Raw genomic sequence first — 19,099 nt, 5'->3', positions numbered from 1 at the left:
GTTTCCTATCTTTTTTCGTATTAAACTTTAATTATTCGACCACATCCATATTTACATTTAGGCCTAACGATTTTAACTCTTTAAGTAAAACATTGAAAGATTCAGGTATACCTGCTTCAAAATCATCATCCCCTCTTATTATTGATTCATAAACTTTTGTTCTTCCTGAAACATCGTCGGATTTAACAGTTAACATTTCTTGAAGTGTATAAGCAGCACCGTATGCTTCAAGGGCCCAAACCTCCATTTCACCAAAACGTTGTCCACCAAACTGAGCTTTTCCACCTAAAGGCTGTTGCGTTACTAATGAATAAGGTCCAATTGATCTAGCATGAATTTTATCATCAACCAAATGGTGCAACTTAAGCATATAAATATACCCAACAGTTACTTTTCTATCAAAAACTTCTCCAGTTCTTCCATCTGTGAGCCATACTTGACCCGTTTCGTCTAAGTCAGCCAATTTAAGCATATCTCTCACATTTTTTTCACTAGCGCCATCAAATACCGGTGTTGCCATTGGAACACCTCTTTTAAGGTTTTGAGCCTGTTGAATAATTTGTTTATCTGTCAAATTAGATAAATCTGAGTTAAACTGTTTATCACCATAGATCTCAGATAAGAATTTTTTAACTTGTGTATTATTATCATCTGAATAAACCATTTTACTAATCTTACTACCTAGCCCAGATGCTGCCCACCCTAAATGAGTTTCTAGTATTTGACCAACATTCATACGTGAAGGAACACCAAGAGGATTAAGCACTACATCCACAGGAGTACCATCGTCTAGATATGGCATATCTTCTGCTGGAATAATTCTAGAAATAACACCTTTGTTACCGTGTCTACCGGCCATTTTATCACCAGATTGTAATTTTCTTTTAACTGCAACAAAAACTTTAACCATTTTCATAACACCAGGTAAAAGCTCATCTCCTCTTTGTAACTTGTCAACCTTATCATTAAATCTATTTTCTAAAGTTTTAATAACACCGTCGAAATGAGCTGATAATTTTTCTATATTTTTTTGAATTGTATCATCGTTAATAGAAATCGATCTAAGCTCTACTCTAGAAATTTTATTTATCATCTCATCCGTTATAACATCACCGTTTGTAATAGATTTTATGTCTGCTGAAGAAACTTTTTGTCCTAGTAAATATTCCTTTAGTCGACCATAATAAGCTCTTTCAAGAATTATTTTTTCATCATCTCTATCCTTGGCAAATCTATCAATTTCAGCCCTTTCTATAGCTCTAGCTCTTTCATCTTTATCAATACCTCTTCTAGAAAAAATTCTTACGTCAACAACAGTTCCTGAAACTCCAGGAGGTGCTTTTAAGGAGCTATCTCTTACATCTGAGGCCTTCTCTCCAAAAATAGCCCTGAGCAACTTTTCTTCAGGTGTCATTGGACTTTCACCTTTTGGAGTGACTTTTCCAACCATGATATCTCCAGGTTTAACTTCAGCTCCTATATAAACCATGCCTGCTTCATCTAAATTTCTTAACGCTTCTTCACCAATATTTGGTATGTCACGTGTGATTTCTTCTTGACCTAATTTAGTATCTCTAGCCATAACCTCAAATTCTTCAATATGAATTGAAGAAAACACATCATCTTTAACTATTCTTTCTGAAATTAAAATTGAGTCTTCAAAATTATATCCATTCCATGGCATAAAGGCCACTAACACATTTCTTCCTAGCGCTAATTCACCATCTTCAGTAGCCGGCCCATCAGCAATAATATCACCATTGTTTATTATATCTCCAACCTGAACTAGAGGTCTTTGATTAATACAAGTATTTTGGTTACTCCTTTGAAATTTCAATAATGAGTATATGTCAACTGGACTTATATCTATTTCATCAGAAGAATTTGCTCTTATAACAATCCTAGTTGCATCTACCTGATCAACAATACCAGATCTTCTTGCAACTAATGTTACCCCTGAATCTTGCGCAACAGTTGCTTCAATACCAGTCCCAACCAGAGGACTTTCTGACTTGACCAATGGTACAGCCTGTCTCATCATATTTGAACCCATTAAAGCTCTGTTAGCATCGTCATTTTCTAAAAATGGAATCAACGCAGATGCTACCGAAACTAATTGTTTAGGAGACACATCCATTAGATTAATATCTTTTGGATTAGCAAGTCCTATATCACCACTTTTTCGAACTGGAAGCAGTTCACCTGTAAATTGATCATTATTGTCTAATTCAGCATTAGCCTGAGCTATCGTAAACTTGCCTTCCTCAATAGCTGAGACGTAGACGACTTCTTTTGTAACCTTTCCTTCCTCAACCTTCCTGTAAGGAGTTTCAATAAAACCATATTGATTTATTTGAGCAAACGTTGCTAAGGAGTTTATTAGACCAATATTAGGTCCTTCCGGAGTTTCAATTGGGCAAATTCTTCCATAATGAGTTGGATGAACATCCCTAACTTCAAAACCTGCTCGTTCTCTTGTCAGCCCACCTGGACCTAAAGCAGAAACTCTTCGTTTATGAGTAATTTCAGAAAGTGGGTTTGTTTGATCCATAAATTGAGATAATTGACTTGAACCAAAAAACTCCCTTATTGAAGCCGCCGCTGGCTTAGCGTTTATTAGATCTTGAGGCATTAAGTTTTCTATTTCATTAGCAGAACTCATTCTTTCTCTTATTGCTCTTTCCATCCTAGAAAGACCAACACGATATTGATTCTCTAACAATTCACCAACTGATCTAACTCTTCTATTACCTAAGTGATCAATATCGTCAATTTCTCCATGACCATCTTTTAAAGAAATTAATTCTTTAAGAATTGCCAATATATCAACTTTTCTTAGTACTCTCAAACTGTCATCTAATTCAAGATCTAATCGGGCAGACATTTTAACTCTGCCAACGGCAGACAGGTCATATTTATCTTGATCAAAAAATAAACCATTAAATAAAGCTTCAGCAGTTTCATGCGCAGGAGGCTCACCTGGACGCATTACCCTATAAATATCAACAAGGGACTCTTCTCTAGATGCATTTTTATCTAAAACTAATGTGTTTCTTATCCAAGGACCAACTGAGGAATTATCAATAAGTAGTAATTTTAATTCATCCAGATTGTTTGTTTTAAAAAGATTTATTAAATCTTCCGTAACTTCATCGCCAGCTTCTGCGTATACTTCGCCTGTTTCTATATTAATTATATCGTCAGCTATATATTTACCAACAAGCTGTTGCTCATCTACTTTAATAGTTTTTAAACCATTATCAGTTAAAATCTTAACATTTCTAGGTGTCATTTTATCACCAGAATTAGCAACAACTTTTCCTGTTTTAGAGTCAATCAAGTTAAAGTCTAGTCTTACACCCTTATACTGGTTTTCAATAAAATCAGTTGTCCAATTATTAGATTTGAATTTATAAATTTGGTTTTCATAGAAAAAATTTAAAATATCCTCTCTTGTCATTCCAATTAATTTTGTTCTATCGGGTTCTTGCTCTTTTTCTTTACATTCTTTTAAATACTTTTCCGAATTTTCGTCTAACAGAGCCATCAACAATGTCGTACACGGTAGCTTTCTTCTTCTATCTATCCTAACGTTGAGAATATCTTTCGGATCGAATTCAAAATCCAACCATGATCCTCTGTAAGGAATAACTCGAGCGGCAAATAAGTATTTACCTGAAGCATGGCTTTTGCCCTTATCATGATCAAAGAACACACCTGGTGATCTGTGCATTTGAGATACTATAACTCTTTCCGTACCATTAACCACGAATGTTCCATTAGGAGTCATTAAGGGCATATCTCCCATATAAACATCTTGCTCTTTCATATCTCTAACAGATCTAGTACCAGTATCAGCTTCTATATCCCAAACAATTAATCTTAAGGTCAACCTTAGGGGTGAGGAAAACGTCAAGCCACGTTGGTGGCATTCCTCAACATCATATTTTGGCTCTTCCAATGTGTAAGAAACAAACTCCAACATAGATCTACCAGTAAAATCTTTAATTGGGAAAACAGAATTAAAAACGGCTTGTAACCCAACATCAATTCTATCAAAAGGTGGAACATACATTTGTAAAAATTGTTCATAAGAATTTCTTTGGACTTCAATCAAATTTGGCATTTGGGCAACTTCTTTAATTTTCCCAAAGGTTCTTCTAACTCTTCTTCTATTTAATAATGAACTTGATTGAACTGACATTTATTATCCTTTAAATTAAAAAAAACATTTAGTTGTAACAATTTGGACAAAATAAAACTTAATAAACAAGCTTAATTATATAAGCTTGTTTATTTATTATTTAAATCAATTATTTGATTTCGGCAGTAGCACCTGCTTCTTCAAGTTTAGCTTTGATTTCATTTGCTTCTGCTTCAGGTACTCCTTCTTTTACCATTGAAGGAGCAGCTTCTACTAAGTCTTTTGCCTCTTTCAAACCTAATCCTGTTACAGCTCTAACTTCTTTAATAACATTTATTTTCTTCTCACCAACTGATGATAACATAACATTAAATTCAGTCTTTGCTTCAGCTGCAGGTGCAGCATCACCCCCACCAGCGGCCGCTACAGCAACAGGTGCTGATGCAGAAACACCCCATTTTTCTTCAAGAAGCTTAGCTAAATCAGCTGCCTCTAAAACAGTAAGTGAACTTAAGTCATTTGCAATTTTTTCTATATCTGCCATTTTAATCTCCAAAATGTTAATTTGTTATTGTTTTGATTTTTGTGAAATAGTTCTTAAAACTTGAGACGCTGGCTCCACAGATAATCTTAGTATCTTTGAAGCAGGCGCTTGAAGAAGGCCAACTAACTTTCCTCTCAGGTCATTTAGACTTGGAAGTTTAGCTAATGCTTCTACATCTATTTTAGAAAGTGCTTTATCTTCTAAACCACCTCCAATTATAACTAGCTTTTCATTTTCTTTAGCATAATCGACCAATATTTTTGCAGCCATCACAGGGTCATTAGAAGAACCAATAGCTGTTGGTCCTTTAAACATTGAGTCCATGTGTTGGTACTTTGTGTCCTTTAACGCGATACGTGCAATTCTATTTTTAGTAACTTTAAAATTACAGTTTTGGTTTCGCATTTTAGTTCGGAGATTTGTACTCTCCTCAACTGTAAGGCCAATACAGTGAACAATAACGACTGAAGCCGCATTGTCGAATGTATCATGCAAATTATTGACCAAGTCGGTTTTTTCATTTCTGTTCACCGAGAAGCCTCCAATTTTTTATTATGATAATTCATTATCATAACACTTGTTGCATTTAAGGTAATAAAATTACCCACGGCCTGCCCTATAAGTAACAGCAGAAATTCTGCTTTCCTTGTCTATGCAGGATATTAAGAACTCTTACATTCACCTACAGTCTTGGACAGGTTTAGTCCTTTTTAAGGACTAATCAAGAATGAAAAACGATCATTCTCATAATAAATATGTAGTTAATAACTACATATTTATATTAATACCAGCTCCCATAGTTGAGCTGATTGAAATTTTTTTAATAAAAGTTCCTTTTGCACCAGAGGGCCTTGCCTTTTGCACAGCGTCTATGAACGAATTAATATTTTCGGTTATTTTTTCGGATCCAAAACTAACTTTACCAACACCAGCTTGAACTAATCCATTTTTTTCAGCACGATATTGAACTTGTCCAGATTTTGCTGCTTCAACAGCCAACTTTACGTCTGCAGTTACTGTTCCAAGCTTTGGATTAGGCATAAGGCCCTTGGGGCCTAATATCTTTCCAATTCTTCCCACAACTCCCATCATATCAGGAGTTGCTATGATTCTATCATAATTTAAATTACCTTTTTGCATTTCTTCAGCAAGCTCTTCAGCGCCAACAACATCCGCCCCAGCATTTTTAGCTTCCTCAGCTTTCTGATCTTTAGCAAAAACTGCAACTTTCATTTCTTTTCCATTACCGTGAGGTAGAGAAACAACGCCTCTAACCATTTGATCAGCATGTCTAGGATCAATGCCTAAATTCATTGAAACTTCTATTGTTTCATCAAATTTCTTTTTTTTAGCATTAACAAAAATTTCAACTGCTTCACCAACATTGAAAGATTTATTATCTATAACTTTATACATATCTGTTAAGCTTTTACTTTTTTTCATGACCTACTCCACAACCTCTAAACCCATTGACCTGGCTGAGCCTTTAACCATTTCTATTGCACCATCAATATCAGCGGCATTTAAATCTTTCATTTTATTTTCTGCTATTTCTTTTATTTGATTGATTTTAACTGAACCACCTACTGTTCTACCTGGCTCACTGGATCCTTTTTCTTTACCTGCAGCTTTCTTGAGATAAAAGGACACAGGTGGGGTTTTGGTAACAAAACTAAAGCTCTTATCGGAGAAAACAGTGATAACAACTGGAATAGGCATATTTTTTTCTAAAGAATCAGTTGATGCATTAAATGCTTTACAAAATTCCATTATATTAACACCTCTTTGGCCAAGAGCTGGACCAACTGGCGGTGATGGGTTAGCAGCGCCTGCTGGAATGTTTAGTTTAATATAACCGTCTATTTTTTTTGCCATTTTAACCTCCGCAACAAATGTAATAGTTGCTAATAAATTTTTACCTAAATTTTCTCTACCTGTGTATATTCAAGATCAACTGGAGTTGACCTTCCAAAAATAGACACAGCAACTTTCAACCTGGACTTATCTTCATCAATTTCCTCAACCAACCCGTTGAAACTTTGAAAAGGACCCTCTGAAACTCTAACTTCTTCACCTATTTCATATATTATGCTAGATCTAGGCCTATCTACTCCTTCACTAATTTGACTAATCAATCTTTTAGCTTCAACTTCACTAATAGCGGTTGGTCTCCCTTTTGCTCCAAGGAAACCCGTTACTTTAGGTTGAGCTTTGATTAAGTGCCAGCTCTCGTCTGTAATTTCCATTTTTATTAATATGTAACCAGGAAAGAACTTCTTTTCAGTTTGCACTTTTGACCCACGTCTAATCTCAATGACTTCCTCAGTTGGCACTAAAACTTGTTCGATTATACCTTCCAAATTTTTAGAAACGACCTGTTCTTCGATATTCTGGCATACCTTTTTTTCAGAACCTGAAAAAACATGAACCACGTACCATTTCTTAGACATTATAACCGTCCACAATCAAGACTTTTAATTAAACAAAAAAAAACTATATAATTAGCCACCAAAACTTAATAACGCTTGAACAATATTTGATAGCAAAAGATCAACCAGAAAAAAAAATAATGATGCAATTAAAGCCATAACAAAAACAGACATCGAAGCAATCATAGTTTCTCGCTTAGTTGCCCATGTTATTCTATTAATTTCTTGTCTTACCTGCCTAACAAATTGTGCGGGGTTTGTTTTAGCCATAAGTAGCCTTTCTTGCAAGAATAAAATGATCTATTACTTTTTTTTTTGTAATTTGTCAAAGTGATAACTTGTTTTTAATTTAATTTTTTAATGGCAGGAGTGGAGGGACTCGAACCCCCAGCCCCCGGTTTTGGAGACCGGTGCTCTACCAATTGAGCTACACTCCTAATTAAATCAAACTTTTCTCATTACTTTAACTATTAATTACCTACTATTTAAGACTGAATACTTGAAACCACTCCAGCACCAACCGTTCTTCCACCTTCTCTTATAGCAAACCTTAAACCTTCATCCATTGCTATTGGTGCAATTAATTCTACAGTTATTGCTATATTATCACCCGGCATCACCATTTCAGTGCCTGATGGAAGCTCAACAGCTCCAGTTACATCTGTAGTTCTAAAGTAAAATTGAGGACGGTAATTACTAAAAAATGGTGTATGTCTTCCACCTTCATCTTTGTTTAATATATATGCCTCGCCTTTGAATTTTGAGTAAGGCTTAATTGAACCAGGCGCAGATAAAACCTGACCACGCTCAACATCTTCTCTTTTTGTACCTCTGAGAAGAACCCCAACGTTATCTCCAGCTTCACCAGAATCTAATAACTTACGAAACATTTCAACACCAGTACAAGTTGTCTTGGTTGTTTCTTTGATCCCAACAATCTCAATTTCTTCTCCAACCTTTACTATTCCTCTTTCAACACGTCCTGTAACAACAGTACCTCTTCCTGAAATTGAAAAAACATCTTCAATAGGCATTAAAAAAGGCTTATCTTTATCACGAGCTGGCTGAGGAATATAAGAATCAACCGCTGCCATCAGCTCATTTATAGAATTGATGCCTATAGCTTCGTCACGATTCTCTAGTGCAGCTAATGCACTACCTTTTATAATAGGGATATCGTCACCTGGAAAATCGTAGCTGCTTAAAAGCTCACGAATTTCTAATTCTACTAACTCTAAAAGCTCTTCATCATCAACTTGATCAACTTTGTTCATGTAAACAACTAATGAAGGAACACCAACCTGACGAGCTAATAATATATGTTCTTTAGTTTGAGGCATAGGACCGTCAGCAGCATTAACAACTAAAATAGCACCATCCATTTGAGCCGCCCCAGTAATCATGTTTTTTACATAGTCAGCATGACCTGGACAATCAACGTGAGCATAATGACGGTTTTCAGTTGAATACTCAACGTGAGCTGTAGAGATAGTTATACCTCTTTCTCTTTCTTCAGGAGCCTTATCAATTTGGTCGTAAGCAGAAAAATCAGCACGACCAGCATCTGCCATAACTTTTGTAATTGCAGCGGTTAATGTTGTTTTACCGTGATCAACATGGCCTATTGTTCCAATGTTGCAGTGCGGTTTACTACGATCAAATTTTTCTTTAGACATCTTTTAGAACCTTTCTATTACTTTTTATTATTACTTAAGCTAGAATTTAGATTAATGGTGGTGGGGGTAGGATTCGAACCTACGTACGCTACGCGGGCAGATTTACAGTCTGCTGCCTTTAACCACTCGGCCACCCCACCGAAAATTTATAATTATTGTTTCTTAAATATTAATTCACCTTACTTAATATAATTCATGTGCTATGTTGTATACACAAGCCTTGCGGAATAGAAAAGGTTTATTTAAATGTCAACAAAAAAAAAATTAAAGTAGCTTGTAAACAAGATTTAATAATGAACAACAAACATAAAAAATTAAAAAGCAACAAAGGAACAAAAACGTCAAAGAAATTAGGATTTGCCCCCAAAAATATAAATAATTTTTCTAAAAATTTTAAACTTCAGACTAATCAAGTAATTATATCTGGAAAACATTCAACATTATCAGCACTAGGTAATAGAAAGAGAAAACTATTTTACTTGGTTACAACACAAGATCAGTGCATCACGTGGAAGAGAACAGTTGAAGATTTGGGACTTTCAATCGAAATTAAAATTAAAGAAAAAGAAGAATTAGATGAATTAAACAATTTAAAGCCACATCAGAATATAATTTTAATTGCTGAACCACTTCAAAGAACTTCATTAGATGAGTTTTTAATTAGCAAACAACATCAAACAAGTTACCCGATAAGGATTATTATTTTAGACCAAGTAACAGATCCTCAGAATGTAGGAGCTATAATTAGATCCGCTCATGCTTTTAAAATGGATGGACTAGCGTTGTCCCAAACTAATAGCCCTTCAGAAACAGCCGCAATGTCAAAAGCCTCTTCTGGCGCCATTGAAAGACTAGAAATAATTCAATTGTCGAATATGGCTAGAGAAATAAAGAAGTTACAACAATCAAATTTTACAGTTTATGGATTAGCGCATGGGGGGTCAGGTAACATTTTTGACTTAGAAAAAGAAACCGGCAACATAGCTGTTATCCTTGGATCTGAAGGAAAAGGGCTAAGAAGATTAACAAGAGAAAAGGTTGATGCATTAATCACAATACCTATAAATGAGGAAAGTGAATCACTTAATGTATCAAATGCGGCTTGTATAACAATGCTACAATTGCAAAAAAATATTATAAAAATTAAATAAGTTCTTGTTTCCAAAATAAATATCGATTATTGATTTTATCAGTGCCGGCTTAGCTCAGTTGGTAGAGCAGTTGATTTGTAATCATCAGGTCGGGAGTTCGAGTCCCCCAGCCGGCACCATAACAAAATTTCATTTTATTTTTATCACTCTTGTACAGGAGTCAGACTTATATATTGAATCCTCAATTTTTAGATTTTCTATATAATCTTTTGCGTCATTATTAAGCTCTTTATCATGAACAAAATAATCCAATAAATGTTTTTGATAATAAAAGACACTATCTCCTGCAAAGCCTTTATTCTTCCATTTGTATATAATTTTTTTTTCTTTATTTTCACTAAATTTCCTGTAAAAAATTTCTCCATCTCCGTTTAATCTTAATGTTCCATTTGATCCTTCAATTAACATTTCTCCAATTGTTAAACGTCTATCAAATGCAACATGGTCTGATAATCTATTTCCATCAAATAAACCCCTCATCCCATTTTCAAACTCAAAAAACACTATTCCTGCATCCTCTCCTCTAATATGATTATTAAGTTTAGATAGTTTAGCAAAAACACAATTAATATTACCAAATAAGAATCTAAACACATCTATTATGTGAATAGCTGTCTCGTGAATCATAAATCGTTCCATTTCTTGAAAATAAGGTTGCCTATTTAAATATGCGTCTTTGCCTTGCCCATCTCCTGGTCGCATACGGAAACTCACTTGAAATAAATCACCCAATAATGAAGACTTTAATATTTCATCAATTTTAATATACCACGGCTGATATCTAAAATTTTCATGAACTGCGATTGTCACTCCGTATTTTTCTGCAATTTTGACAGCTTTTTTTGCTTCTTTAAGATTGTTCGTAAACGGTTTCTGACAAACAATGTTAACATTTGACTCAGCGGCAATTTTGATAAAATTTAAATGGTTTTTAGGAGGAACTATAATATCGACGAGGTTTGCATCAGTTTTATTTATCATAGTTTTAAAATCTATGAAAACCCTGCAGTTTTTAAATTGTTTTGATCTTGCTAAAGCCTCATTCTTATTTAATGAACATATTGCAACAACTTCAACATTTAGCCTTTCCCAAGCGTCATAGTGAAATTGACTAAAATACCCAGTTCCAACTATTGCCAAACGAATTTTATTTTTCATAACAAAGTCACATTAATAATTAGTTGATATGCCTCATTGCTATATGCAAAATACCATCTTCTAAAAAGTTTTCTCCATAGGAAACAAAATTTAGACTTTTATAAAATTTTTCAACAGCTACCTGACTGTGTAAAATTATTGAACTCTTATTTTCTGTTTCATTATAATATTTAATAATTTCATTAATCAATAAACTACCTACTTTAATGTTTCTGTGCTCTACAAGAACAGCAACCCGTTCAATTTTAAATATATGATTTTCTTTTTTACGAACCCTTGCAGTTGCTATAGCTTCGCTTTCTTTAAAAATCATAAAATGGTTGCATAAATGATCTAAATTATCAAATTCTATGTACTCTGATATATTTTGTTCTTCACAAAATACCTTTTTTCTGATTTTAAATGAAATGTTGATTTCATCATTGGAAGTTATTTTATAAAATTTAAATGCGTTCATAGTTTAAATCTCAGTATTAGAAAATTTTTAATTAATCAATATCAGGCTATAATGGCAAAACACTTCCATCATAATTAAAAAATTTTCCTGTATCATTTGATTTTAAATTTAAAAATTGTTTCATTAACCCTTCAGCACTTTCTTCTGGAGATATATCCGCATGGCTTCCTCCCATATCGGTCCTAACCCAACCAGGGTGATAAGAGGCTACTATTACATTATCATTAATAAATTGATTTGATATTGTCCGCATTAAATTGTTAGCTGCTGCTTTTGAAGCTCTGTATATGGGTGCATTTGAGGATGAGTGTTGCTGACTTCCCATAAGAGATGATATAATAGCAATTTTTGCTCCATGGTTTACATTCAAATTTTTATAAAAATTTTTGATTGTCAAAAATGGTCCCGCAACATTCGCCATCATTACATCCATAATAGCCTTTTCATTGTGCTCTTTACTGAAAATATCACCTTTCCCGTTATTAACTCCTGCATTACAAACCAAAATATCAACCTTAAAATTAATATTTTGGGATATTTTCTTAATGCTTTCAGAGTTAGTAACATCCATTTTATGAATATTTAAGTTAGGGTGCTCTAAAGACAATTCCTGTAACTCTTCCGATTTTTTGTCATCTCTAAAACAAGCTTCAATATTGAGGTTTTTGATTAGAGATAATTTTGTTAAAGCTAAGCCAATGCCTCTATTAGCTCCTGTTATTAAAATAGTTTCCACCATAAAACCTCCTAAAAACTTCGTTGATTGTAATAGTATTCATGTCTTTAAATTTATTTTTTTAAGTTCTTTACGTGACTTCTCCATGCTGCAAATGCTCCACTTCCTACCACTATACTGCCACCAACCAATATTGATAATGTTATTTTGTCGTTAAAAATAATTACCCCTATAATTGAAGCAAAAAATAACTGAAAGTATGTGAAGGGTTGCAAAACACTTGCCTCTGCACTTTCATAAGCTTTTATCAACAAGAAGTGACCAGCCGTACTCAACGCACATAATAAAGCCATCCAACCCCAATCCTTAAAAAAAATAGGTTCCCAATAAAAAGGTCCAACAATAGACATTACAAAACAACCAACCATAGCCACCCAAAAGAAACTTGTCTCAGATGAATCATGTTTTGATACCTTTCTTGTCAAAACACTATAAAAACCTAAAACAAATGCACCAAGAATAGGTAATAGAGCGTCAAAACTAACAACAAAGTTTTTTAGATCCAAAATAATAAAAATCCCTAAAAAACCAAATAAAACCGCTAACCATCTTTGAATACCTATTTTTTCATTTAAAATTGGACCTGACAAAGCAACAACTATTAAGGGGAAAAAGGATAATATTGAATGAGTTTGTACTAAACCAAGCTTTGTAAATGAATAAACTCCGATTAATATTGCTGATATAAGTAATATTCCTCTGATAAATTGAATGACAGGTTGTTTGCTAGATATTACCTTTTTTATACCATTTTTTTTTCTTAAACTTATGGAAATTACTAATAAAGCTAAAACCCAACTTCTGATCATATTTATCACAAAAACATTGTAAGTATCAGCTAAATATCTTGATACACCATCCATTATAGCAAAGAGAAGCGTGGAAAGAACAATTATGATAATACCCTTCTTAACGTTATTGATCATAGTTAGCTAGAGCCTCTGATAAGATTGAATTTTAGGTTTAGAAAAATATTAAGTTAATCAATAGAATTTTTATTTGCTTAGAAATAAATGATTTTTAATAATATAACATTAAAGTGAAGTTTTATATTTTTAATTTTGATAGGACGTTTATGAAAAATTATAAAAAACCAATAGGTTTCATTGGAATAGGGTTAATGGGCTTTTCTCTTGTAAAGAGATTGTTAGAAGTAAATTACTCAATTAACGCTTATGATAAAAATGAAAAAAGATTAGAACTTTTTCAAGATGAGAATAAAGTATCGATATGTATAAATCCAGCTGAAATATCTCAAACTTGTGATTTTATATTTATCTGTGTCGATAAAACTGAGAATGTCAGTGATGTAATCTTTGGGAAGAATGGAATAGTTCAAAACGCCTCTAAAAATACAATTATCATAGATTTATCTACAACATTAGCTGATGAAACTATAAATCTTTCTAAACGAATTTCTGCAGAAAAAGGATCATCATGGGTGGATGCTCCGGTATCAGGAGGACCTGAAAAAGCTTTAGATGGATCATTGGCAATAATGGTTGGAGGAGAACAAAAAGATTTAGAGATCATTTCACCAATTTTAAACGATATTTCATCAAATTTTACACATTTTGGTTCTGTTGGATCAGGTCAAATAGTAAAGATGATAAATCAAATATTAGTATTGAACAATTATGCTATTTTGGCCGAAGCGTTAACATTTGCAGAGGCTTGGGGAATTGATGCTCATAAAATTCCTAATGCTTTAAGTGATGGCCATGCGGGGTCAAATTTACTAACACATTTATTTCCAAGAATGATAAAAAAAGACTTTAAACCTCAGGGTTATGCCTCACAAATTTTAAAGGATCTTTCCATGGTGTCTGAACTTGCAAATCAAAAAAATATACCCATACCAATAACTAGCCTAACAAGACAATTATTTACAATCCTTACAGGAAAATCAAAAGAAAACCTAGATGGCACTTCTATTGTAAAGTTATTAGACAAAAGTAAAACCATTTAAAGAGGAAAAACATGAAAGACATACCCATAATTGATGCTCATCACCATTTTTGGGATTTAAGTTTAAAAAAAAACCCATGGTTAGACCCAAAAAATCAAATACCGTTTAGATATGGAGACTATGGCTCCATCTGTAAAAACTTTTTAATTTCGGATTATAAAGAAGTTAGTAAAAAACATAATATTGTTAAAACAATTCATATGGAAACCGAATGGGACACTAGTGACCCTGTGGGCGAGACTAAATGGCTTCAACAATTATTTGATGCCTCTGGATTTCCAAATGCCTTAGTTGGGCAGGCCTGGTTTGATAGAGACGATATTGAGGAAGTTTTAAAGGCGCATAAACAATTTCCTTTAATAAGAAGTATAAGGCATAAGCCAAAATCATCGCCTTCTCCAAAAGTTCAACTTCTTAATCCAAAAGGAACTTTAAATGATCCAATTTTTAGACAAGGGTATTCTTTGCTAAAAAAATACAAACTTAGTTTTGACCTGCAAACACCTTGGTGGCACTTAAAAGATGCTTCTAAGTTAGCACGAGATTTCCCAGACACACCTATTATTTTAAACCACACAGGGCTTCCTGCTGACAGATCAAAAAAAGGTTTGGATGATTGGAAAACTCATCTAGAAGAATTTGCAAAGGAACCGAACACAGCCGTAAAAATATCTGGTATCTGCGTTCCTAATAAAAAATGGACTGTTGATCTTAATAAAGAAATTATTTTAGATACAATTAAAATATTTGGTTTTGAAAGATGCATGTTCGCATCAAATTTCCCTGTGGATAGTGTTTTAGCTAGCTTTGATCAAATATTTGATGGATTTAAAAGCATTACATCTAAAATGAGTAGCAATCATATCAATCATTTATTTTATCAAAATGCTATAAAGTATTATAACCCTGTGTGATAAAGACTTAATATTGATTTAAATACCTTTAAAGTTTGCCGCTCTTTTTTCCATGAAAGCCTTTCTACCTTCTTTATAATCTTCACTATCAAAGCACGCAGATGCAAGTTGTTCACATAACAACAGGTCTCGGTCATCAGAATTTTTTGAAATTTCTATTCCTATCTGTTTCATAGCTTTTATTGTCAATGGAGCATTTTTAGAAATCGTGGAAGCATAATTATTTACAAACAGTTCTAAATCTTCTTCTTTAACTAGCTTTTGGACTAACCCACAAGATAGGGCTTCATCTGCTGAAATTTTTTCAGCTGTAAACATGAAATGCTTAGCCATTCCAGGCCCCATTACATCAAATAGTCTTTTTATTGATGAAAAAGGGTATCCAAGAGATAATTTTGCAGCCGGCATTGCAAACTTTGATTTTTCTGAACAAATCCTTATATCACAACAAACTGCTACGTTTAGACCACCACCTATACAATAGCCATTGATCATAGCTATGGTTGGCTTTGGAAACGTCTCAAGGTTTTCATAAACTTTTTGTGTCCTTTTATTATAACTCAAAACAGCATCTTTAGAGCTTCGTTCTTTATCAAATTTAGAAATATCTGCTCCTGAAACAAATGATTTACCACCTGCTCCATTTAAAACAATGACCCTTATGTTTTGATTTTCTCTAAAATCATCAAGAATATTTTCCAATGCGTCCCACATTTCTATTGATACTGCATTATGTTTTTCTGGATTGTTAAAAGTAATATACCCAATGCCATCTTCAACTCGAGATATCATTTTTTCTGTAATCATTATAAACCCTATATTTAAATTATGTTTTTTGATTGAAAATCATTAAGTTCATTGTCAGTAAAACCTAAATCTGACAAAACTTCTTTATTATGCTCTCCCTTCTCTGGAGGCCTTTGTTTCAAAGAACTTGGGGAACGGGATAGATTAAATGGCTGTCCAACAAGTTCTGTTTTACCAAATGGAATTGTCTCAATAGACTGTGCTATGCCAAGATGTTTAACCTGAGGATCATCAAAAACTTTATCAATTGAATTGATTGGACCACAAGGAACTCCAACTTTTTCTAATTTTTCAACCCATTCATTTGAACTTTTTTGAACAGTAACTTCTTCAATCAGATCATTTAAATAGTCTCTATTTTCTAGTCGCTCCTTAGCTCCTTTAAATTCGTCTTTATCAAGCCATTCTTTTTTGTCTATAGCCTCAACAAATCGTTTCCAAATTGTTTCTCCAGCTACAGCTAAATTTATTGATCCGTCAGTTGTTTTAAAGACACCAGTAGGTACACTTGTTGGGTGATTATTACCAGCCTGCCCTGCTACATTCTTTTCACTTAACCATCTCGCAGCTTGAAAATCCAACATGAAAATTTGAGCCTGTAGTAGGGATGTATTAACCCACTGTCCAAGACCAGATTTTTCTCTTTCTATTAACGCTGTTTGAATACCCATAGCACAAAATAGACCAGCAGTAAGATCTGCAACTGGAATTCCAACTCTCATGGGACCTTCACCAGGAGCGCCTGTAATACTCATTAACCCCCCCATACCTTGAGCTATTTGATCAAAACCAGGTCTTTTGGCATATGGCCCGTCCTGCCCAAAACCTGAGATACTAGCCAGGATTATTTTTGAGTTCCTTTTTTTTAAAGTTTCATAATCCAAACCAAGTCTGTCTTTAACATCAGGTCTAAAATTTTCTACCATTACATCAGAAGTTTCTACAAGCTTCATTAAAATTTCTATGGCTTCAGGTTTTTTTAAATTTAGAGTAATGCTTCTTTTATTGCGGTGTAAGTTTTGAAAATCAGAAGTATGCCTTGATGCCCCAAGAGCTCCATCAGCCTCAACACTTTCTGGAGCCTCTACTTTAATTACGTCTGCACCCCAGTCAGCCAGCTGTCTTACAGCAGTAGGACCAGATCTAACTCTAGTAAGATCAATTACTCTAATGTGAGACAGGGCTTTAGAAGCGGGTGAATGGGGCATAATAATTTCTCCATAGCCAATTATATGAGTATAGCTGAAGCTTATTTAATAATTTAAACTTATTTAATAAACATAAATATAATATCAAAAAAATACTTGTTAATAAACGAAAAAAAAATTATCAGTTGTTAAGTTATGGCCTATAGGAAAACAATGATTGAGTATAAATTTAATTTTGACAAACATTTAGAATATCTCTCTGCAATAGAACAACATTCAAAAAAATTATTTATTAATTCACAGGATTCAAAAGTTTGTTGGAGATCGTGGGGTGAAGGTACACCTTTAATTTTTTTACATGGTGGATACGGAAGTTGGGGGCATTGGATAAAACAAGCAATACCGTTTTCAAAGAAATATAAAGTATTAATACCGGACATGCCTGGATTTGGGGAGTCTGATGATTTAACTCTTCCTCACACTCCAGAAAAAATAGCTTCGAATTTAGCTGATACAATTTTAGAATTAATAACATTAGATGAAAAGCCAATAATATGTGGTTTTTCTTTTGGTGGGCTAATTGCTGGTCACTTATCTTATGAATTAATTCAAAGAGGTTTTAAACCAGAAAAATTGATTTTGGTTGGACCTGGTGGATTAGGAGCTAAGAGAGGTGAAATGAGAGATATGATACCAAGACATTCTAATATGAGTGAAACAGATATTTATAACGCCCACAAAACTAATCTTGAAATTTTAATGATGCATAATCCAAATAAAGTCGATGATTTTGCCGTTCATATCCAAAAAAAAAATACAGATTCTCATAGAATTAAGAGCAGACCGATATCAGCAACTGACACTTTAGCCATAGTATTAGGCAAACAAAATGTTCCGCTTTATGTTGTTTGGGGAGAAAAGGATGCCAGCGTAGGTGTTTATCTTGAAGACAGAATGGCAATTTTAAGAACTCAAAATATTAACGTAAGATTTCATGTTGAATATAATTTAGGTCATTGGATAATGTATGAAGATGAAAAAATATTTAACAAAATTTTACAAGATATTATTCAAGATTAATTCCATGACCTTTCAGCCATTTTTTAAAGTTTTCTCTTTCTGGAACAGATAATTGTCTACTGATATTTTCCGACCAAGTTCCTTTTTGGGCAACACCATAAAGGTCTACATGTCTTTGTTTCTCCTTTAAAATAGGAGCTATTTTAAATACACGTTCATCATATTCATTTATTTTTTGATCAAGATTATCTTCTTTATAAGTATCAAAGTGAGTGACTATATCCTGAGGTAGTCGAAGAGAAACAGGAGCTTTTTGATCAGGCCAGCCAACAGCCAATCCTGCAATTGGGAAAACGCCTTTTGGTAAATTACAGATAAATTTAACTTCTTGAATAATATTCCTAATCATACTTATTGGGCAAACCCCTAAACCCATTGCCTCAGAAGAAATTATCATTGATTGCATAGAAAGAGCTGCGTCTATTACCCCATTCATAAAAGTATCTACATTATTATTCTTATGCTTATACCCCCTATCGTTAGAAATTTTAATGTTTCTTCTAATGTCAGCAAGAAATAGAAGAAATACAGGAGCTGTAAGTGCCCATTTAGTATTTCCAATCAGATTTGATATTTCGGTTTTGATACTAGTGTCTTGTATTACTAAAATTGAATATTGTTGAAGGTTTGATTTTGAAGGAGCAGACTGAGCAGACGCTAATAGCAATGTTAAAGTTTCTTTAGTTACAGGTTTTTTTGAAAATTTTCTAACACTAGATCTTGATAAAATAGATTTTAGTAGAGGTGAAATATCAACTTGTGACAAATCTAGGTCAGAATATTTACCATATCTGTTATAATATAGTTTAGATGCATCAATCATTATATATTGCTTTCCAAAATTTAATAATATTATAATACTCTTGATAAATGAAAATTTTAAGGT

Annotated in this window: 19 protein-coding genes and 3 tRNA genes; 5 read left to right on the top strand and 17 right to left on the bottom strand. The window is 33.4% G+C overall.

Annotated features, from left to right (window positions below):
• Positions 1-31: 31 nt before the first annotated feature.
• From rpoB to ABXT66_RS02415, 10 genes are all read right to left on the bottom strand, one after another.
• On the bottom strand, positions 32-4,204 hold the full coding sequence (rpoB, locus tag ABXT66_RS02460) for a DNA-directed RNA polymerase subunit beta (RefSeq protein ID WP_443644081.1): 4,173 nt from the start codon (positions 4,202-4,204) through the stop codon (positions 32-34).
• Positions 4,205-4,313: 109 nt separating this feature from the next.
• Entirely contained in the window at positions 4,314-4,688 is a 375-nt protein-coding gene (rplL, locus tag ABXT66_RS02455) for a 50S ribosomal protein L7/L12 (RefSeq protein ID WP_443644080.1), read from the bottom strand.
• 24 nt (positions 4,689-4,712) lie between these two features.
• A complete protein-coding gene (gene rplJ / locus ABXT66_RS02450; protein ID WP_443644079.1) occupies positions 4,713-5,219 on the bottom strand; it encodes a 50S ribosomal protein L10 in 507 nt (168 codons plus the stop codon).
• Between the two features lie 237 nt (positions 5,220-5,456).
• Entirely contained in the window at positions 5,457-6,131 is a 675-nt protein-coding gene (gene rplA / locus ABXT66_RS02445; protein ID WP_443644078.1) for a 50S ribosomal protein L1, read from the bottom strand.
• 3 nt (positions 6,132-6,134) lie between these two features.
• Positions 6,135-6,563 carry a 50S ribosomal protein L11 gene (gene rplK / locus ABXT66_RS02440; RefSeq protein ID WP_443644077.1) on the bottom strand — a complete coding sequence of 143 codons (429 nt, stop codon included), beginning with the start codon at positions 6,561-6,563 and terminating at the stop codon, positions 6,135-6,137.
• Positions 6,564-6,607: 44 nt separating this feature from the next.
• Positions 6,608-7,138 carry a transcription termination/antitermination protein NusG gene (nusG, locus tag ABXT66_RS02435; protein ID WP_443644076.1) on the bottom strand — a complete coding sequence of 177 codons (531 nt, stop codon included), beginning with the start codon at positions 7,136-7,138 and terminating at the stop codon, positions 6,608-6,610.
• 51 nt (positions 7,139-7,189) lie between these two features.
• Positions 7,190-7,387 carry a preprotein translocase subunit SecE gene (gene secE / locus ABXT66_RS02430; RefSeq protein ID WP_443644075.1) on the bottom strand — a complete coding sequence of 66 codons (198 nt, stop codon included), beginning with the start codon at positions 7,385-7,387 and terminating at the stop codon, positions 7,190-7,192.
• 91 nt (positions 7,388-7,478) lie between these two features.
• A tRNA-Trp gene (locus ABXT66_RS02425) sits at positions 7,479-7,554 on the bottom strand.
• Positions 7,555-7,602: 48 nt separating this feature from the next.
• Positions 7,603-8,793 (bottom strand): elongation factor Tu, encoded by a 1,191-nt coding sequence (gene tuf / locus ABXT66_RS02420; RefSeq protein WP_443644074.1) that lies wholly within the window; start codon positions 8,791-8,793, stop codon positions 7,603-7,605.
• A 55-nt stretch (positions 8,794-8,848) separates the two neighbouring features.
• Positions 8,849-8,933 (bottom strand) — tRNA-Tyr (locus tag ABXT66_RS02415).
• Between the two features lie 153 nt (positions 8,934-9,086).
• Between ABXT66_RS02415 and rlmB the strand changes: the two genes are divergently transcribed.
• Positions 9,087-9,944 (top strand): 23S rRNA (guanosine(2251)-2'-O)-methyltransferase RlmB, encoded by an 858-nt coding sequence (rlmB, locus tag ABXT66_RS02410; RefSeq protein ID WP_443644073.1) that lies wholly within the window; start codon positions 9,087-9,089, stop codon positions 9,942-9,944.
• Between the two features lie 43 nt (positions 9,945-9,987).
• Positions 9,988-10,063: transfer RNA gene (locus ABXT66_RS02405), tRNA-Thr, on the top strand.
• Positions 10,064-10,073: 10 nt separating this feature from the next.
• Here the strand turns inward: ABXT66_RS02405 and ABXT66_RS02400 are convergent.
• The 4 genes from ABXT66_RS02400 to ABXT66_RS02385 are packed head-to-tail and all read right to left on the bottom strand — an operon-like array spanning position 10,074 to position 13,221.
• Complete coding sequence (locus ABXT66_RS02400) at positions 10,074-11,102, bottom strand: Gfo/Idh/MocA family protein (protein ID WP_443644072.1); 1,029 nt, start codon at positions 11,100-11,102, stop codon at positions 10,074-10,076.
• A gap of 19 nt (positions 11,103-11,121) precedes the next feature.
• Positions 11,122-11,559, bottom strand: a complete 438-nt coding sequence (locus ABXT66_RS02395; protein WP_443644071.1) for a GNAT family N-acetyltransferase — start codon at positions 11,557-11,559, stop codon at positions 11,122-11,124.
• A 46-nt stretch (positions 11,560-11,605) separates the two neighbouring features.
• Entirely contained in the window at positions 11,606-12,298 is a 693-nt protein-coding gene (locus tag ABXT66_RS02390; RefSeq protein ID WP_443644070.1) for an SDR family oxidoreductase, read from the bottom strand.
• 50 nt (positions 12,299-12,348) lie between these two features.
• Positions 12,349-13,221: a DMT family transporter gene (locus ABXT66_RS02385; protein ID WP_443644069.1), complete on the bottom strand. Its 873-nt coding sequence runs from the start codon at positions 13,219-13,221 to the stop codon at positions 12,349-12,351.
• A gap of 149 nt (positions 13,222-13,370) precedes the next feature.
• On the opposite strand from ABXT66_RS02385, the gene ABXT66_RS02380 reads away from it, so the two are divergent.
• Both ABXT66_RS02380 and ABXT66_RS02375 read left to right on the top strand, forming a co-directional pair.
• Positions 13,371-14,264, top strand: a complete 894-nt coding sequence (locus ABXT66_RS02380; RefSeq protein ID WP_443644068.1) for an NAD(P)-dependent oxidoreductase — start codon at positions 13,371-13,373, stop codon at positions 14,262-14,264.
• Between the two features lie 11 nt (positions 14,265-14,275).
• Positions 14,276-15,178, top strand: a complete 903-nt coding sequence (locus ABXT66_RS02375) for an amidohydrolase family protein (RefSeq protein ID WP_443644067.1) — start codon at positions 14,276-14,278, stop codon at positions 15,176-15,178.
• An 18-nt stretch (positions 15,179-15,196) separates the two neighbouring features.
• Here the strand turns inward: ABXT66_RS02375 and ABXT66_RS02370 are convergent, their stop codons facing one another.
• Together ABXT66_RS02370 and ABXT66_RS02365 are read right to left on the bottom strand one after the other, a co-directional pair.
• Positions 15,197-15,985: an enoyl-CoA hydratase gene (locus ABXT66_RS02370; protein WP_443644066.1), complete on the bottom strand. Its 789-nt coding sequence runs from the start codon at positions 15,983-15,985 to the stop codon at positions 15,197-15,199.
• A gap of 14 nt (positions 15,986-15,999) precedes the next feature.
• Positions 16,000-17,193, bottom strand: a complete 1,194-nt coding sequence (locus ABXT66_RS02365) for a CaiB/BaiF CoA transferase family protein (protein ID WP_443644065.1) — start codon at positions 17,191-17,193, stop codon at positions 16,000-16,002.
• 153 nt (positions 17,194-17,346) lie between these two features.
• Here ABXT66_RS02365 and ABXT66_RS02360 point away from each other — a divergent pair, with 153 nt between their 5' ends.
• Entirely contained in the window at positions 17,347-18,213 is an 867-nt protein-coding gene (locus ABXT66_RS02360; RefSeq protein WP_443644064.1) for an alpha/beta fold hydrolase, read from the top strand.
• Here ABXT66_RS02360 and ABXT66_RS02355 read toward each other — a convergent pair.
• A complete protein-coding gene (locus tag ABXT66_RS02355; RefSeq protein WP_443644063.1) occupies positions 18,200-19,036 on the bottom strand; it encodes a nitroreductase family protein in 837 nt (278 codons plus the stop codon). The genes ABXT66_RS02360 and ABXT66_RS02355 overlap by 14 nt on opposite strands.
• Between the last annotated feature and the right edge of the window lie 63 nt (positions 19,037-19,099).

The sequence above is a fragment of the Candidatus Levibacter sp. Uisw_134_01 genome (assembly GCF_047717795.1).
In the GTDB taxonomy this organism is placed as follows: Bacteria; Pseudomonadota; Alphaproteobacteria; order Puniceispirillales; family Marisalimonadaceae; genus Marisalimonas.
This window is presented reverse-complemented; position numbering and strand designations above follow the sequence as displayed.